At 65.7% G+C, this 14,798-nt stretch carries 15 protein-coding genes and 1 tRNA gene; 8 read left to right on the top strand and 8 right to left on the bottom strand.

Going from position 1 to position 14,798, the window contains the following annotated elements:
- The first annotated feature begins 63 nt into the window (after positions 1-63).
- From ACUCV0_RS10635 to ACUCV0_RS10625, 3 genes are all read left to right on the top strand, one after another.
- Positions 64-993, top strand: coding sequence for a LysR substrate-binding domain-containing protein (locus tag ACUCV0_RS10635; RefSeq protein ID WP_434775580.1), 930 nt, complete (start codon positions 64-66; stop codon positions 991-993).
- A gap of 159 nt (positions 994-1,152) precedes the next feature.
- Complete coding sequence (locus ACUCV0_RS10630) at positions 1,153-3,123, top strand: methyl-accepting chemotaxis protein (RefSeq protein ID WP_482212646.1); 1,971 nt, start codon at positions 1,153-1,155, stop codon at positions 3,121-3,123.
- 128 nt (positions 3,124-3,251) lie between these two features.
- Positions 3,252-3,443, top strand: coding sequence for a hypothetical protein (locus ACUCV0_RS10625; RefSeq protein ID WP_482212645.1), 192 nt, complete (start codon positions 3,252-3,254; stop codon positions 3,441-3,443).
- Here ACUCV0_RS10625 and ACUCV0_RS10620 read toward each other — a convergent pair.
- Together ACUCV0_RS10620 and ACUCV0_RS10615 are read right to left on the bottom strand one after the other, a co-directional pair.
- On the bottom strand, positions 3,440-4,930 hold the full coding sequence (locus ACUCV0_RS10620; protein ID WP_482212644.1) for a YifB family Mg chelatase-like AAA ATPase: 1,491 nt from the start codon (positions 4,928-4,930) through the stop codon (positions 3,440-3,442). The genes ACUCV0_RS10625 and ACUCV0_RS10620 overlap by 4 nt on opposite strands.
- Positions 4,931-4,992: 62 nt before the next feature.
- Entirely contained in the window at positions 4,993-5,292 is a 300-nt protein-coding gene (locus ACUCV0_RS10615; RefSeq protein WP_482212643.1) for an accessory factor UbiK family protein, read from the bottom strand.
- Positions 5,293-5,682: 390 nt separating this feature from the next.
- On the opposite strand from ACUCV0_RS10615, the gene glnK reads away from it, so the two are divergent.
- The 4 genes from glnK (at position 5,683) to sutA (ending at position 8,405) form a co-directional block, all read left to right on the top strand.
- Positions 5,683-6,021, top strand: coding sequence for a P-II family nitrogen regulator (glnK, locus tag ACUCV0_RS10610; protein ID WP_003096476.1), 339 nt, complete (start codon positions 5,683-5,685; stop codon positions 6,019-6,021).
- Between the two features lie 48 nt (positions 6,022-6,069).
- Positions 6,070-7,410 (top strand): ammonium transporter, encoded by a 1,341-nt coding sequence (locus ACUCV0_RS10605; protein ID WP_059313262.1) that lies wholly within the window; start codon positions 6,070-6,072, stop codon positions 7,408-7,410.
- Between the two features lie 172 nt (positions 7,411-7,582).
- Complete coding sequence (locus ACUCV0_RS10600; RefSeq protein ID WP_059313263.1) at positions 7,583-8,002, top strand: secondary thiamine-phosphate synthase enzyme YjbQ; 420 nt, start codon at positions 7,583-7,585, stop codon at positions 8,000-8,002.
- A 70-nt stretch (positions 8,003-8,072) separates the two neighbouring features.
- A complete protein-coding gene (gene sutA / locus ACUCV0_RS10595; RefSeq protein ID WP_059313264.1) occupies positions 8,073-8,405 on the top strand; it encodes a transcriptional regulator SutA in 333 nt (110 codons plus the stop codon).
- An 810-nt stretch (positions 8,406-9,215) separates the two neighbouring features.
- Here the strand turns inward: sutA and ACUCV0_RS10590 are convergent.
- On the bottom strand, positions 9,216-9,428 hold the full coding sequence (locus tag ACUCV0_RS10590) for a hypothetical protein (protein ID WP_482212642.1): 213 nt from the start codon (positions 9,426-9,428) through the stop codon (positions 9,216-9,218).
- Positions 9,429-9,732: 304 nt separating this feature from the next.
- On the opposite strand from ACUCV0_RS10590, the gene ACUCV0_RS10585 reads away from it, so the two are divergent.
- The gene (locus tag ACUCV0_RS10585; protein ID WP_482212641.1) at positions 9,733-10,071 is read left to right on the top strand and encodes a cupin domain-containing protein; all 339 of its coding nucleotides are present in this window, start codon (positions 9,733-9,735) and stop codon (positions 10,069-10,071) included.
- 73 nt (positions 10,072-10,144) lie between these two features.
- On the opposite strand, the gene ACUCV0_RS10580 is transcribed toward ACUCV0_RS10585, so the two are convergent.
- The 5 genes from ACUCV0_RS10580 to ACUCV0_RS10560 all read right to left on the bottom strand — a co-directional run bounded on the left by ACUCV0_RS10580 (position 10,145) and on the right by ACUCV0_RS10560 (position 14,700).
- Positions 10,145-10,498, bottom strand: a complete 354-nt coding sequence (locus tag ACUCV0_RS10580; protein ID WP_482212640.1) for a hypothetical protein — start codon at positions 10,496-10,498, stop codon at positions 10,145-10,147.
- Between the two features lie 282 nt (positions 10,499-10,780).
- Positions 10,781-10,856, bottom strand: a tRNA-Phe gene (locus tag ACUCV0_RS10575).
- Positions 10,857-11,132: 276 nt separating this feature from the next.
- Positions 11,133-11,417 carry an oxidative damage protection protein gene (locus ACUCV0_RS10570; RefSeq protein ID WP_482212639.1) on the bottom strand — a complete coding sequence of 95 codons (285 nt, stop codon included), beginning with the start codon at positions 11,415-11,417 and terminating at the stop codon, positions 11,133-11,135.
- Complete coding sequence (gene mutY, locus ACUCV0_RS10565; protein WP_482212638.1) at positions 11,414-12,478, bottom strand: A/G-specific adenine glycosylase; 1,065 nt, start codon at positions 12,476-12,478, stop codon at positions 11,414-11,416. The genes ACUCV0_RS10570 and mutY overlap by 4 nt, the downstream gene beginning before the upstream one ends.
- Positions 12,475-14,700 carry an AsmA family protein gene (locus tag ACUCV0_RS10560; protein ID WP_482212637.1) on the bottom strand — a complete coding sequence of 742 codons (2,226 nt, stop codon included), beginning with the start codon at positions 14,698-14,700 and terminating at the stop codon, positions 12,475-12,477. The genes mutY and ACUCV0_RS10560 overlap by 4 nt, the downstream gene beginning before the upstream one ends.
- Between the last annotated feature and the right edge of the window lie 98 nt (positions 14,701-14,798).

The following is a 14,798-nucleotide window of genomic DNA, read 5'->3' as shown; positions in this document are numbered from 1 at the left end:
TTGTTGGATCCTGCCGCGCCGCCCACAATCGGAAAATAGCCATGCCATCCATGAGTCTGAGTCATGCCTGAACACGCCTCGCGCCTGCCGCCCCTGTATGCCCTGCGCGCCTTCGAGGCTGCGGCGCGGCATGGCTCCTTCACCCGGGCTGCCGGGGAGTTGTCGCTCACCCAGAGCGCGGTCAGCCGCCATGTGCGAACCCTGGAGGAAACCTTTGGCTGTCGCCTGTTCGAGCGGGCCGGTCGCCAGCTGGTGCTGACCGAGGCGGGCAAGCTGCTGTTGCCCGGCCTGAGCGAAGGCTTCGAAGCCCTGGCGCGCGCGTGCGGCAATCTGGCCGTGGACGAAGGCACCCTGAGGCTCAAGGCGCCCACCACCCTGTCGTTGCGCTGGTTGCTGGCCCGGCTGGCGCGCTTTCGCCAGCTCAGTCCGCAACTCGACATCCAGCTCACCAGCGTCTGGATGGCCAGCGACCGGGTCGATTTCGTCCATGAACCCTTCGACTGTGCGGTGCTGCTGGGCGACGGTCGCTTTCCGGCCGACTGGGAGGTGGTACCGCTGTTCGAGGAGTGGCTGGTGCCGGTCTGCTCGCCGACCGCCGCCCGCAGCGGTGACTGGGATGTGGCGCGCCTGCAGCGGGAAGAACTGCTGCATCCCACTTTCGACCGCCGCGACTGGCGCCGCTGGCTGCAGGCCATGGGGTTGGCCCAGGCGGTGCCCCTGAGTGGCGGCCAGGTGTTCGACACCCTGGAGTTGGGCATGGCAGCTGCGGCGCGCGGCTACGGAGTCTCCATCGGCGATCTGGTGATGCTCGCCGAGGACGTGGCGGCTGGTCTCATCGCGCTGCCCTGGCCGGCAGCGGTAGCCAGCGGCGACGCCTACTACCTGGTCTGGCCACGCAATCGGCGGGGGCAGGCGCGCTTTCGCCAGCTGGGTGATTTCCTGCAGCAGGAAGTGGCATCCCAGAGCCTTCCAGAGGTCATTCGCCACAAATAAGGCGCCAGACATCTGTCATTCGCTTTAGTTCGTAACGCTACAGCCGATAAACTACCCGTTCATCGCTAAGAAGACCGTCATAGAGCGGTTCGTTTCTGATGTAGCCTTGCCCTCAACTTTGTACTGCCCTACAGGGATGTAGGCGCTTTGGAGCACTCTATGGTCATTTCCCCACGTCGCAGTATCGCCCGACAACTTGCCTTGGCCCTCAGTCTGGTACTGGTTGTCGTCATTGCCGGCAGTTGCCTGTTCGCCCTCCACGCCCTCAGCCTGTCCATCGAAGACACCCAGCGCAAGCACCTGGGCAGTGAGGCCCGGCTGCTCTCCGATCAGCAGCAGACCTTCCTGGGCACCCTCAAGGTCAGTACCCAGCGTCTCGCCAATCTGTTCGAGCGCCGCTTCGATGGCGGCCTCTCCCGCAGCAGCGACCGCACCGTCGTCGCCGGCACCGACACCCCGGTGCTGCTCTACAAGGGCGCGGCCCTGAACAACGACTTCACCCAGGTCGATGACTTCACCCGTCTTACCGGCGGTACGGCCACCATCTTCGTCCGTGATGGTGACGATTTCATCCGCATCACCACTTCGCTGAAGAAGCAGGACGGCAGCCGCGCCATCGGCACCCGTCTGGACCGCAAGCATCCCGGCTACGCCGGCCTGCTCCAGGGCCAGACCTATGTCGGTCGCGCTCAGCTGTTCGGCCGCTCCTACATGACCCAGTACAGCCCGGTGCGCGATGCCCAGGGCCAGATCATCGCCGTGCTCTATGTGGGGTTCGACTACACCGACGCCCAGGCCCAGCAACTGGCTCAACTGACCCAGCTGCGCATCGGTGAGACCGGCTCCCTGGCCCTGCTCGACGAGCAAGGCAACTGGTTGGTTGCCCCGGCCAACGCCAAGAAGACCGACGAGTTGCTGGCCGAACTCAAGAAGGATCCCAAGCGGTATGAACACAGCTGGCAGGATGGCAACGAGGACTTCGTCAGCGTCAGCGCGCCGGTTGCCGGCGAAGGCTGGACCGTGGTCGCCACCTTGCCCAAGGCCGAGCTGGACGCTCCGGTGCACGCCGTTGGCCTGCGCCTGGCCATCGGCAGCCTGATCGCCCTGCTGCTGGCCGTGGCCGCTTCGGTGCTGCTGCTGCGGCGCAAGCTCAGCCCGCTGGCTCAGCTGGTGGAACGCGCCCAGGCCCTGGGTCGCGGTCAGCTCAGCGTACGCGTCGACGCCCGCAGCAACGACGAGATCGGCGAGCTCGCCCACAGCTTCAACCAGATGGCCGATGCGCTGGCGTCCACCGTCGAGCAGGTACGGGGTTCCTCGCGCGCGGTCACCGATCGCTCCCAGCAACTGAGCGAGCTCTCCGACCAGACCCTGCGTCGTTCCGCCGAGCAGTCCAGCCAGATCGACAGCATGGCCAGCGCCGTGGAGGAATTCAGCGCCACCGCCCAGAACATCGCCGACGGCATGCAGCGCACCGAGCGTCTGGTGCAGGAGAACGCCCAGCAGACCCGCACCGGCACCCAGGCCATGCAGGGCGCCTCGGGCGCGCTGGAGCAGATCGCCGACTCCCTGGCCAGCACGGCCGAGCTCATCAAGGGGCTGGATAATCGCTCCCAGCAGATTGGCGGCATCATCGGCGTCATCAGCGGGATCGCCGAGCAGACCAACCTGCTGGCGCTCAACGCGGCCATCGAAGCCGCCCGGGCCGGTGAGCAGGGCCGCGGCTTCGCCGTGGTCGCCGACGAGGTGCGTCAGCTGGCCGGTCGTACCAGCGAGGCCACCCGCGAGATCTCCCAGATGATCGGTGCGGTACAGGGCGAAACCCAGCGTGCCATGGGCGCCATCGATGAGGGCAACCGCCTCATGGAGCAGGGGCTGGCGCGCAACGCCGATGTCGCCCAGGCGCTACGCAGCATCGACCAGCAGGTCGCCGATGCGGTCGAGCAGTTCTCTGGCATCGCCCAGGCCACGGCCGAGCAGAGCACCACCGCCACGGCGTTGAGTCGCAACATCCAGGCCATCGCCGTGGACAACGCCGCCCAGCGCGATGCCGCCGAGGTGCTGGCCGGTACCGCGGGCGAACTGCGTCACCTGGCCGAGGAGCTGAGCGCCGAAGTGGGTCGTTTCAGCTAGTCAGACTGTTCTAGCGCAAGCGAAAGGGAGGCTCAGGCCTCCCTTTTTCATTCCCGCTCGCCATAGCCCTTGCCTGGCCGCAATACTCTGACTACTGTATGCAAATACAGTATAAAAGGAAGGGTGACATGGGCGTATCCAACGAAGCGGTGCAAGCCGTCGAATGCATGCTGACCACGCTGCGCGCGGAGCGTGACGACTATCGCGAGCTCGCCCATCAGTGGCGGGCCATGTGTTTCGAATTGGCGCAGGAAAACCAGGCGTTACGGGACCGCCTGCAGGAGCCGCCTCGGCATTATGGCCCGCCGGCCAACGCCTAGTGAGCGGCCCGATACTGCAGCGCTTCGGCCAGGTGCGCGCGCTGGATGTCGGTGTCGCCGGCCAGGTCGGCCAGGGTGCGAGCCACCTTGATGACCCGGTGCAGGGCGCGCAGGGATAGATTCAGGCGCTCGCCAGCGCCTTCCAGCCAACGCTGATCCGCGTCGCTCAGGGCGCAGACCTGGTGCAACTGGTCGAGGCCGAGCAGGGCGTTGGGGCGCCCCTGGCGAGCCATCTGGAGGGCACGGGCCGCAGCCACCTGGCCGGCCGCCTCGGCAGTCGAGAGTTCGGCGGCCGACGAGGCGCCCAGACGCAGATGCTCGCGCGCCACGGTCAGGTGCAGATCGATGCGGTCCAGCAGCGGGCCGGACAGCTTGCCGCGATAGCGCTGGATCTGCTCCGGGCTGCAACGACAGCGCCCACTGGGATCGCCCAGGTAGCCACAAGGACAGGGATTCATCGCCGCCACCAGCTGGAAGCGCGCTGGAAAGCGCACCCGCTCCCGTGCCCGGGCGATGACGATCTCGCCGCTTTCCAGGGGCTCGCGCAGCACCTCCAGCACCTTGCGATCGAATTCGGGCAACTCATCGAGAAACAGCACGCCACGGTGGGCCAGGGTGATCTCGCCCGGCCCAGGGCGGCTGCCACCGCCTACCAGCGCCGGACCCGACGCCGAATGGTGCGGCTGGCGAAAGGGTCGCTGCGGCCAGTGTTCCAGTGGCTCGGGCCCGGCTACCGAATGAATGGCGGCCACCTGCAACGCCTCTTCTTCGTCCAGCGGCGGCAGCAGCCCTGGCAAACGGCTGGCGAGCAGGGTCTTGCCGGTACCGGGTGGCCCGGCGAGCAGCAGGTTGTGGGCACCTGCCGCGGCTACTACGAGGGCACGCTTGGCCGCTTGCTGACCCTGGACCTCGGCCAGGTCGGGATAGGGGAGGGGCGTACGCAGCAGTCCACTAGGCTGGTAGGGCGTCAGCGGGGCCTGGCCACTCAGGTGACCGGCGAACTCCAGCAGGTGATCGACCGCCAGCACGGCGAGGCCACTGGCCAGGCAGGCCTCCTCGGCGTTGGCCCGCGGTACCACCAGGGTGCGTCCGGCGGTTCGGGCGGCAAGCGCTGCCGGCAGCACGCCGCGGACTGGCCGTACCGCACCCGACAGCGCCAGTTCACCCAGGCATTCGTAGCTTTCAAGACCCTGGGCCGGCAACTGCCCGCTCGCGGCCAGGATGCCGATGGCCAGGGCGAGGTCGAAGCGACCGCCATCCTTGGGCAGATCGGCAGGCGCGAGATTGAGGGTGATGCGGCGGCTGGGAAACTCGAAGCCGGCATTGAGGATGGCACTGCGGACCCGGTCCTTGGCTTCGCGGACGGCGGTTTCCGGCAAACCCACCAGGGTGAGGGCAGGCAGGCCATTGGCCAGGTGAGCCTCGACGACCTCGGGCGGGGCTTCCACGCCCACCTGGGCGCGGGTGTGAACGAGGGCAAGCGACATGATCTCTCCTTGATCGTGTTTCGCTAGACAGCAGGCTGCACCATCCTGGCGCGCCTTTACGGTCAGTCGGCGGCGGCGACATCCGTGGCCGGGATAACCGGCGGCTTGACGTCCTGGGGCTGGACGTTCTCCAGCTCGGTCAGGCGCACCTCGAGGGCTTCCAGACGTGCGCGGGTGCGTGCCAGCACTACCATCTGCGCATCGAACTCATCGCGGCTGACCACGTCGAGTTTACTCAGCGCGCCCTGGAGCAAAGCCTTGAACTGGCTTTCGATCTCGGCCTTGGGAAGCGGCGAGTCCTGACCGAACAGCCGGCTGGCCTGCTGGGTCAGGGAATCGAACAGCGAACGGGTCGTGGACATGGTTATCCCCTGCCTGTAATCAAAGCCCGAGTGTAGCACAGCGGGTTCTGTGCCCCGGATGCCGCTCTTGCACCGCTTTGGTGCCAGGCCCGGGCCAGAGCTGTTCGCTGTTGGTGCAAAGTTCTGCTCCACGACCGCTGGTCTGCCCTGTCAGGAGGCGCGGCAGGCCCGGCGACCCCTGTAATACGGACCCCTTCACGAACCTGGCAAGCTTTCTGCTACAGCCGATGCAGAGACGGGCGTCGAGTGCGCCTGGGGCAGAGGCGCCCGCTGGCCGCTTCTGCCGTGACCGCGGCGATTGATACGCCGACGGTTATACAGACGGTCACTGCGCTAGACTTGGCCGGGGTTTGTTTTCCTGGGGCAAGTCAACTCAATCGGGAGAAGTTCATGAAACTAGTCACCGCCATCATCAAGCCGTTCAAGCTCGACGACGTGCGTGAGTCGCTGTCCGAGATCGGTGTGCAAGGCATCACCGTTACCGAGGTCAAGGGCTTCGGGCGCCAGAAGGGCCATACCGAGCTCTATCGCGGCGCCGAATACGTCGTCGACTTCCTGCCCAAGGTCAAGATCGACGTCGCCATCGCCGACGATCAACTCGACCGCGTCATCGAGGCCATCACCAAGGCTGCCAACACCGGCAAGATCGGCGACGGCAAGATCTTCGTGGTGAATCTCGAGCAGGCCATCCGCATCCGTACTGGCGAAACCGACACAGACGCCATCTGACGATTTAACCGACAGCCCAACCCCACACGAGCCCCAGGAGAAACAACGATGACTCTGCGCACCTACGCAGGGCTAGGAGCCCTCATGTCTTTCGTAGCGCTGCCGGGCCTGGCCATGGCCCAGGAAGCGGCTGCGGCACCGGCCATCAACAGCGGGGACACGGCCTGGATGCTGATCTCGACGGCACTCGTGCTGTTCATGACCATCCCGGGCCTCGCGCTGTTCTACGGCGGTATGGTGCGTGCCAAGAACGTCCTGTCGGTGATGATGCAATGCTTCGCCATCACCGGTCTCATCAGCATCCTGTGGATGGTCTATGGCTACAGCCTGGCCTTCGACACCACCGGCATGGAAAAGGGCGTCACCAACTTCAATTCCTTCATCGGCGGTCTGGGTAAAGCCTTCCTGTCCACGCTGCAGCATGATGCCGTGACCTCGGCGACCGCCCTGTTCCCGGAAAGCGTCTTCGTCACCTTCCAGATGACCTTCGCCATCATCACTCCCGCGCTGATCGTCGGTGCCTTCGCCGAGCGCATGAAGTTCTCCGCCATGCTGATCTTCACCGGCCTGTGGTTCACCTTCGTCTATGCACCCATCGCCCACATGGTCTGGAGCGGTGACGGCGGCCTGATGTGGGACTGGGGCGTACTGGACTTCGCGGGCGGCACCGTGGTGCACATCAACGCCGGTGTGGCCGGTCTGGTCGCGGCCATCGTCCTGGGCAAGCGCAAGGGCTATCCGACTACCCCCATGGCCCCGCACAACCTGGGCTACACCCTGGTCGGCGCCGCCATGCTGTGGGTCGGCTGGTTCGGTTTCAACGCCGGGTCCGCCGCAGCCGCCAATGGCACCGCCGGCATGGCCATGCTGACCACCCAGATCGCCACCGCTGCCGCGGCCCTGGGCTGGATGTTCGCCGAGTGGATCACCCATGGTAAGCCGAGCGCCCTGGGCATCGCCTCCGGCGTGGTCGCCGGTCTGGTAGCCATCACCCCGGCCGCCGGTACCGCCGGCCCCATGGGCGCCCTGATCATCGGCCTGGTCTCCGGCGTGGTGTGCTTCTTCACCGCCACCAGCCTCAAGCGCAAGCTGGGCTATGACGACTCCCTGGACGCCTTTGGCGTGCACGGTATCGGCGGCATCGTCGGCGCCCTGCTGACCGGCGTCTTCGCCGCGCCGGCCCTGGGTGGCTTCGGTACCGTGACCGATATCGGCGCCCAGCTCTTCATCCAGTTCAAGGGCGTGGCCTTCACCATCGTCTACACCGGTATCGTCACCTTCGTGATCCTCAAGGTGCTGGACGTAGTCATGGGCCTGAGAGTCAACGAGGAAGAGGAAACCGTGGGCCTGGACCTCACCCTGCACAACGAGCGTGGCTACAACCTGTAAGCTGCCGCTCTCGAAAAAGGCGCCGCGAGGCGCCTTTTTCATGTCTGCCCTACGGCTGGAACAACCGCCGTCCTGCTGTGTCTAGACTGCACGCCGGTGGTGTGCAATCACCGCTTTGCTTTTCCGATCGTCGCGCTAGAATGCGCGCCCAGTCAGTCGGCGGGGGTATTTCATGTGGCTGCAGCGGACCTTTTCCCTGCGCGCTCGAGCGCGTGGTTTTCATCTCGTCACCGATGAGGTGCTGGATCAGCTGCCTGAGCTGGCTGAGTGTCGCGTCGGCCTGCTGCACCTCTGGCTGCAGCACACCTCGGCCTCGCTGACCATCAACGAGAATGCCGATGGGGCCGTGCGGCGCGACTTCGAGCGGTTCTTCAACCAGCTGGTCCCCCAGGGGCAGGCCGGTTACGAGCATGACTACGAAGGGCCGGACGACCTGCCCGCGCACTTCAAGAGCAGTCTGCTCGGGTGCAGCCTGAGCCTGCCGATCCAGGCGGGCCAACTGGCGCTGGGGACCTGGCAGGGCATCTACCTGGGCGAACACCGTGACCAGGGTGGCGCGCGACGTTTGATCGCGACGCTGCAGGGCGAATAGCCAGGAATTTTTTGTAGGAGACCGCGTCAAAACGCGCGGTCCGATTTTGCCAAAATGTTGGAGGCGGTTTATGAGCGACGAAGATCTGGAACAGGACGACCTGGAAACAGGTGCGGAGGAAGAGGGCGATAACGAAGAGTTTGCCGCCGCAACCGACGACGCCGAGCAAGAGGAAGGCAGCGAAAGCGAAGCGCCAGCGTCCGGCAGCAAGGCCAAGAAGAAGCGCGAGCCCGAGCCGGAAGAGCTGCCATCGGTGGAAGCCAAGCAGCGCGAGCGGGATGCGCTGGAAAAAGCCATGCAGGACTTCTTGTCGCGTGGAGGCAAGGTGCAGGAGATCGACGCCAACGTGGTCGCCGATCCGCCCAAGAAGCCTGACAGCAAATATGGCAGTCGTCCCATCTAGGACCGTGCCATACCGCCTTCGAAACCCCGCTTCGGCGGGGTTTCGTCTATCTAGCGGTCACAGCAGCGCCATCACCATGATGAAGCCGGTAAAGGCCGCAGCCATGGTCGCAAGGCAGGCCATGCAGATTACATCATCTCTCTCATACATGTTGGCAACGCCTTAGTAGCCCTAATGGGTGATGGCATTTTGCTCTCCTGGCAAAGACTTCCCTGTGCGACTCATCGCAAAAGGCCACTATCTCGCCCTGGCGATGCCAAGCAGTTCACCAATGGCGGGGCGGCGGCCCATAATAGGGCCGTGGTTCGTAGGCTGGCTGGTAGGGGTAGTAGCCCGGCGGGACGGGGCGCCAGTGCGGTGCCGCATAGCCCGTTTGGGGGTAGGGGCGGTAATAGTTATAGGGGTAGCCATCCCGGCGGTAATAGGAATGGTGTCGATGATGCCGCCGGTACTCGCCCACCGGCAGGAAGCCTGCTTCCTCGACGGCCATACCGGGGGCCCCTGCCCAGGGCTGCCCCCGATCGGGTCCTCCGTGCGCTGCGGCCATACCGCTGGCGGCAAGGGCGGCGGTCACTAGCAGAATCAACGACGCTCGCGATGTCATGGTGTTCTCCTCGCGGCGCTCGATAGGCCGCGTCACCATGAAACACCTTTGGCCGTCAGCGGGCGTCAGGCCAGGTAAAGGTCTGGTAAGGCCGCTGGGTCAGTCCCAGTCCAGGCCTTGCATGCCCGCGGCGACGATGAGGGCCAGCGAAAGCAGCCCGATGCCACACATCAGGATCGTCAACTCCAGTTGGTCCAGCCGCCGCTTCACCCCTGCCACCAATGCCAGAGGGTGAAGCCGATCAGTGCCATGACCAGGCCGAGAAACAGGCGATTCAGCCACAGGCTGGCGCTGCTCAGCAGGGTGAACCAGAGCGGTGTGCCTGGCTCGCTCGGTGCGATGGCGGGCTGCCCGCTGGCTTCTTGTGGCAGGACGTCGGGAAGGGGGGTAGTGATGAGGGGGATCGAGCGAATGGGCATAAGCGAGCGCCTCCGTGCGCCTTGTGCGAGGTATGACCGACCGCAGGCGAAAAGGCAGCGGCAGGCCATGGCCGAGCGACGGTAGTGAAGGGCGCCGCTCGTGCAACGGATGATCACCGAAATTTCTGCCGCCCGGGCGATGGGCCGCTGAAAAGGTCGGGCGGTTCCCACTCTTGGCGGCAGATAGCGGCATCGCTGGGGCCCTCAGGGCGACGCCTGAGGCGAAAAGGAGCCGGTGGGCTTGAATGGGCGAGCTGGCGGGTACAGCCTCATGGTCCTGATGCCGGACGCTGGGAGAAACGTCATGACCAATCTGCTTCGCGACCTGCCCGATGCCTCCGCGGCGGAGGTATTCACGCCCCTGCTGGAGCGGCCTGGCTGCCGCATCGAACGGATCGTCTCCCTGGGTCAAACCACCCCGGCGGAGGCGCCTTATCGGCAGGCTCATGACGAATGGGTGATGCTGCTGCAGGGCGCGGCCCGGGTTGCCCTGGAGGGGCGGGAGGTGGTGCTGGAGCCGGGCGCTGCGCTGTTCATTCCGGCGCGGACCGAACACTGGGTGACCTATACCGATCCCCTCGTCGCCACCGTGTGGCTGGCGATCCACCTGGGAGAGGCCTTGGCAGCCCCGGCGTCGGTCTGAGGCGAAGCGTGCTGCCTATGCCGCGGCGCCAGGGGCGTCAAGGCAGCGCGCCTGAGCCTTGGTGTCCTGGGTCCTAGCGGACCAGGGTCACCGGGCCGTGATCGTCGCAATGGCCGTCATGGACGTGATGCAGGCGGCCATCCACCAGGTAGTCGACGTGGTCACCGTGGGGAACGGCCTCGTGGCCGCAGTCAGGACCATGGACATGATCGGGCGCATGGCCACTGCTCTGACCGTGAGTGCAGTGATCGGGATTGATGGCGCCGACCTCCAGCACATGCTCGTCCACGTGATCGCCATGCATATGATGCAGATGCCCATCGTGGAGATAGTCGACATGGCCGTCATGCTCGATGGCGGTGTGGCCGCAGTTCGGACCGTGCTGATGGCTGTGATTCGCGTGATGCTTTTCGCTGCAGGTGGTCATGATACTGACTCCGAAAAGGGTGGCTGTCTGGTGACGCCACGCCATTAAAAAGTCTGAAGTGGGTAGAGAGTCAAGGAAGTCGGGCGGAGTTTTTCCGGGCACCAAGGCGTCTAGGGCGCGCCTTGGAGTTCTTCTCGCGGGTGTGGCAGGACAGCACGGGGGGAGTGGCGGATGGGCAGCGGACCCAGGGGATGAGGCCTGGATATATTGCAGGCACAAAAAAACCGGCACTAGGCCGGTTTCTCTGATCTCCAGATCCCGCAGGAGCTTGGAGGTTTGTCTTGGTGCCCAGGGACGGAATCGAACCGCCGACACGGGGATTTTCAATCCCCTGCTCTACCAACTGAGCTACCTGGGCAACGGGGCGCATTAAAAGCGTTTCTCGACCCTGTGTCAACAGTGAGCCCAAAAAAATTTAGATTTTTCGGGCGCTTAGGGTCTGTTCAATGCCTCGCGAGCTAGAGACAAACAAGGCCTGGGTGGCCCCGCGAAGATAGCTGACGAAGCGGATCGGACTCGCGCTCGAGTTTGCAAAGGGTAAATGAGCGTTCCGACGGGGCCACCCAGGCCGGGCTGACGACCCAGGCCATCCTCAACGCCCTTTGGCCGACGCGCAGCAGGCTTTGAATAGGTCCTAAGCCGTCGACTCAGGCGCTGGGGGCACGTAGCCTTCAGCCTGGGCGTAGTCTTCACCGGACAGGAACTTGTCCATCTCGGCCTGCAGGAACTTGCGATCCTCGGCGTTCATCATGTTCAGCCGACGCTCGTTGATGAGCATGGTCTGGTGCTTCTGCCACTCTTCCCAGGCCTGCTTGGAGACGTGCTGATAGATGTCTTCGCCCTTGGCGCCGGGGTAGGGCGGGCGATCCAGGGCGGGCAGCTCCTGCTTGTGCTTGCGGCACATCACGGTGCGGGTCATGCGGGTTCTCCTTTGAGCGCCTGCTCGGCGCGCTTTAGCAGTTTCTGCACCGGGGCGGCGAGGCCCAGGCGCGGCGGGGACGCGAGGTTATACCAAAGCCAGTCGCCCTCGGCCACGCGCTGGTGGCGATGGTCCACCTGCACCAGCCAGGGCTCGATGGCCAGCTGGAAATGGCTGAAGGTGTGCACCAGGCCGGGCAGCGCCTGCCGCTCGTCGATGGCGAGGCCCTGGCGTTCGGCGAGGGCTTCGAGCTCGGCCACGTCGGCGACCTCCGGCGGTCCCCAGAGGCCGCCCCAGAGGCCGGTGGACGGCCGGCGCTGCAAGAGCACGGCATTGGCATCGTTGACGAACAGCGGCATCAGGGTGCTGCGCTGCGGCAGTGTCTTGCGTGGCTTGGCGGCGGGAAAGTCGGTTTCCTGGCCTAGCAGGTGGGCGCGACAACCCGGCTTGACCGGGCACAGCAGGCAGCTGGGCTTGCTGCGGGTACAGAGGGTGGCGCCCAGGTCCATCATCGCCTGGGTGTAGTGGCCGACCCGCTCGTGGGGCATCAGTCGTTCCGCGACCTCCCACAGGCGTCGGGCCATGGCAGGCTCGCCGGGATAGCCGGGTGTGGCGGTATAGCGCGCCAGCACCCGCTTGACGTTGCCGTCGAGGATGGGGGCGCGGATGTCCATGCTCAGGCTGGCGATGGCCCCGGCGGTGGAGCGGCCGATACCGGGTAACTCGGCGAGGGCCTCGACACTGCGGGGAAATTCGCCGCCGTGCTGCTCGACCACGGTCTTGGCGGCCTTGTGCAGATTGCGCGCGCGGCTGTAGTAACCGAGGCCCGTCCAGAGGTGCAGGACCTCGTCTTCCGGTGCGGCAGCCAGGGCCTCGACGGTGGGTAGCGCCTGCATGAAGCGGTCGAAGTAGCCCAGTACCGTGGCCACCTGGGTCTGCTGGAGCATGATCTCCGAGACCCAGACGCGGTAGGGGGTCACGGCCTGTTGCCAGGGCAGGTCCTTGCGACCGTGCAGGTCGTACCAGGCCAGTACGGCGGTACCAAAGGCGTCGTCAGTCATCGGCGTTGCAGCAGTCCCCGGATGGCGTTCTGGATGTCAGGGCTGATCTTATCACCCAGCTTCTCTTCGATTTTTTCGTTCAGACGATTGCCGGCCGCGCGGGCGATGATCTGGCCCATGGCCTCGCGATCCAGGCGGCAGGCCTTGGCGCCCAGTTCCATGGGGCCGCGGCAGTGCAGCGGCCATTCGATGTCGGCGTAGCGCTCGCCGACCTGGCAGCCCGGATCGGCGGCGGCGTTGGTATCGCCTTGCACGGTGATGCCCAGGCGGTAGTCCAGGCCGAGGGTGCGCAGATCGATGTCGCCATCGCCCTTCACCGCCAGGCCCGGCACGCTGACGCTCAGATCCTGGTTGCGGGCCACGCCGTTGACGATGGTGAGGCTGCCGCTCAACTGGCGGAAGGGCGTGTTCTGGCCGCCATGGGGCAATTCCAGCGGCTTGCGGTTGAGCAGGGAGATGCCCTGGCACAGCTGGCTTTCGACGTTGGCGTCGATCAACTGGCCATTGCGCAGGGCGAAGCGCGCGGTGCCGTCGAGGTTGTCGATCAGGGTGCGCTGGCTGGCGCCGGTGCTGCGCAGGTCGGCGTCCAGGTCGAGCAGGCCTTCCACTGGCGGCTTCTGGCCCTGGGCCTGGAGGATGCGCTCCACCGGCACGGCCTTGATGCGTTCCCGGGCGGTGAGTTGCGGTTGGGCACCGCGCACGTCGAGGGCGCCGTTGGCTTCGAAGCGACCACCGAACAGCTCGCCTTCCAGGGCGCTGAGCTGCAGCTGGCCGTCAGCGGCCTTGGCCTTGAGGCTGGCGCCTTCGAAGGGCAGGCGATTGAGGGTGAGGTGTTGCAGGCTCAGGTCGACATCGGCGTCCAGGCTGCGCAGGCGTTCCACCGGCAGCAGGGTTTCCTGGCTCCAGGCGTGCTGGGTCGGGGCTTCCGGTAGCGGCGAGTTGCCTTGGGTGGCGACGGCGTCGACCTGGGCGACCTCTTCCTGGCGTGCGCCATTGGCCTGGCGCGCGGCGGTGGCCTTGGCCGGCAGATAGCGATCCAGGTCCAGGGTGTCGCCGCTGAGCTGGATACGCAGGGCGCGGCGGGCGATGTCGGCGACGGCGACGCGGCCCTTGAGGGTGCTGTCGTCCAGCTGGAAGTTGAAGTCGTCCAGCGCCAGCGCGTTGCGGCTGGCCTGCACCTGGGCATTCATCTCGAAGCGCTGCAGGGTCTTGGCATCGGCCATGGCCGGTAATTCGACGCCGATACTGTCGAGGAAGGCGCGCAGGTCGAGACGGGCGATGGACACGCGACCGGCCAGCTGTGGATCGGTTTCCAGGCCGGTGAGCTTGAGGTCGCCCAGCGCCTTGAGGTCATTGGCAGTGAGCTTGAGGCTGGTCCATTCGGCGGTCTGGGCGCGGCGGTCGACGGCGAGCTGGCCGCTGGCGGAATAATTGACCACCTTGCCGTTGAAGGGCTCGCCGCTGGCGTCGCCGGTGAGCTTGAGGTTGTCCAGCGCGTACTGCTGGCTGGCCGGATCGAAATGGAATTCGCCATTGAGCAGCACGGTGGCATTCACCGGCGGCTGGGTGGTGCTGGCGGTACCGGCGAGCTTGAGCGGAATGGGCGTGCCGGCGTAGATGGCGCCGGTCTCCAGGTCGATGCCTTCGAAGGCATAGTGGGCACCGCTGCGGGCATCGCTGTATTCGATCCGGGAGTTGCGCACGGTCAGGCTTTCGACATTGAGCTTGAGCGGCTGGTGCGGGCTGGTCGACTCACCGGAGCCGGAGGAGTCGGCAGGCGCCTTGGCCGGGGCGTCGCTCTGGTCCGCCTTGGGTGCGGGGCGACCGATCTCGGCCCAGTTGGTGCGGCCCTGGTCATCGCGGCTGGCGGTGAGGTCCAGGCCGTCGATCTTGACGTCGCTCATCTCCAGGTCGCGGCGCAGCAACAGGGGCAGCAGTCGGACCGACAGGATCAGCCGCTGTACCTGGGCCAGCTGGCGATCAGGGGTGGCCGCGCTGGCCAGGGTGGCATCGTGTAATTCGACGCCCAGCCAGGGGAACAAACTCCAGCCGATGTCGCCCTTGAGCTGCAGATCGACGTTGGCCTTGTCGCGCGCGAGCTGGCGAATCTCGTCCTTGTAGTCGTTGGGATCGACCAGGTGGGTGAGGGCGAAGCCTACGGCGACCAGCAGGAGCAGCAGGCCGACGAGGACGATACCCAGCACTTTGGCGAAAGCTTTCATGGCGAGGAAATTCCTGTTCCGGCGGGCGATGGCGCGACTGGCCAGTATAAGGGCTTGGGCTGGCCGCGATGACATCGAGGTGTCGGCCCTGTGACAGC

Source organism: Pseudomonas sp. VMV1 (assembly GCF_056790235.1).
This window is presented reverse-complemented; position numbering and strand designations above follow the sequence as displayed.

Bases quoted from the DNA above. Each gene is read 5' to 3' on its own strand.
- ACUCV0_RS10630 (WP_482212646.1), top strand. From the start codon at position 1,153: ATGGTCATTTCCCCACGTCGCAGTATCGCCCGACAACTTGCCTTGGCC.
- ACUCV0_RS10585 (WP_482212641.1), top strand. From the start codon at position 9,733: ATGACCAATCTGCTTCGCGACCTGCCCGATGCCTCCGCGGCGGAGGTA.
- ACUCV0_RS10620 (WP_482212644.1), bottom strand. From the start codon at position 4,930: ATGTCGCTTGCCCTCGTTCACACCCGCGCCCAGGTGGGCGTGGAAGCC.
- ACUCV0_RS10625 (WP_482212645.1), top strand. From the start codon at position 3,252: ATGGGCGTATCCAACGAAGCGGTGCAAGCCGTCGAATGCATGCTGACC.
- sutA (WP_059313264.1), top strand. From the start codon at position 8,073: ATGAGCGACGAAGATCTGGAACAGGACGACCTGGAAACAGGTGCGGAG.
- ACUCV0_RS10635 (WP_434775580.1), top strand. From the start codon at position 64: ATGCCTGAACACGCCTCGCGCCTGCCGCCCCTGTATGCCCTGCGCGCC.
- ACUCV0_RS10570 (WP_482212639.1), bottom strand. From the start codon at position 11,417: ATGACCCGCACCGTGATGTGCCGCAAGCACAAGCAGGAGCTGCCCGCC.
- ACUCV0_RS10605 (WP_059313262.1), top strand. From the start codon at position 6,070: ATGACTCTGCGCACCTACGCAGGGCTAGGAGCCCTCATGTCTTTCGTA.
- glnK (WP_003096476.1), top strand. From the start codon at position 5,683: ATGAAACTAGTCACCGCCATCATCAAGCCGTTCAAGCTCGACGACGTG.
- ACUCV0_RS10600 (WP_059313263.1), top strand. From the start codon at position 7,583: ATGTGGCTGCAGCGGACCTTTTCCCTGCGCGCTCGAGCGCGTGGTTTT.
- mutY (WP_482212638.1), bottom strand. From the start codon at position 12,478: ATGACTGACGACGCCTTTGGTACCGCCGTACTGGCCTGGTACGACCTG.
- ACUCV0_RS10560 (WP_482212637.1), bottom strand. From the start codon at position 14,700: ATGAAAGCTTTCGCCAAAGTGCTGGGTATCGTCCTCGTCGGCCTGCTG.
- ACUCV0_RS10615 (WP_482212643.1), bottom strand. From the start codon at position 5,292: ATGTCCACGACCCGTTCGCTGTTCGATTCCCTGACCCAGCAGGCCAGC.
- ACUCV0_RS10580 (WP_482212640.1), bottom strand. From the start codon at position 10,498: ATGACCACCTGCAGCGAAAAGCATCACGCGAATCACAGCCATCAGCAC.
- ACUCV0_RS10590 (WP_482212642.1), bottom strand. From the start codon at position 9,428: ATGCCCATTCGCTCGATCCCCCTCATCACTACCCCCCTTCCCGACGTC.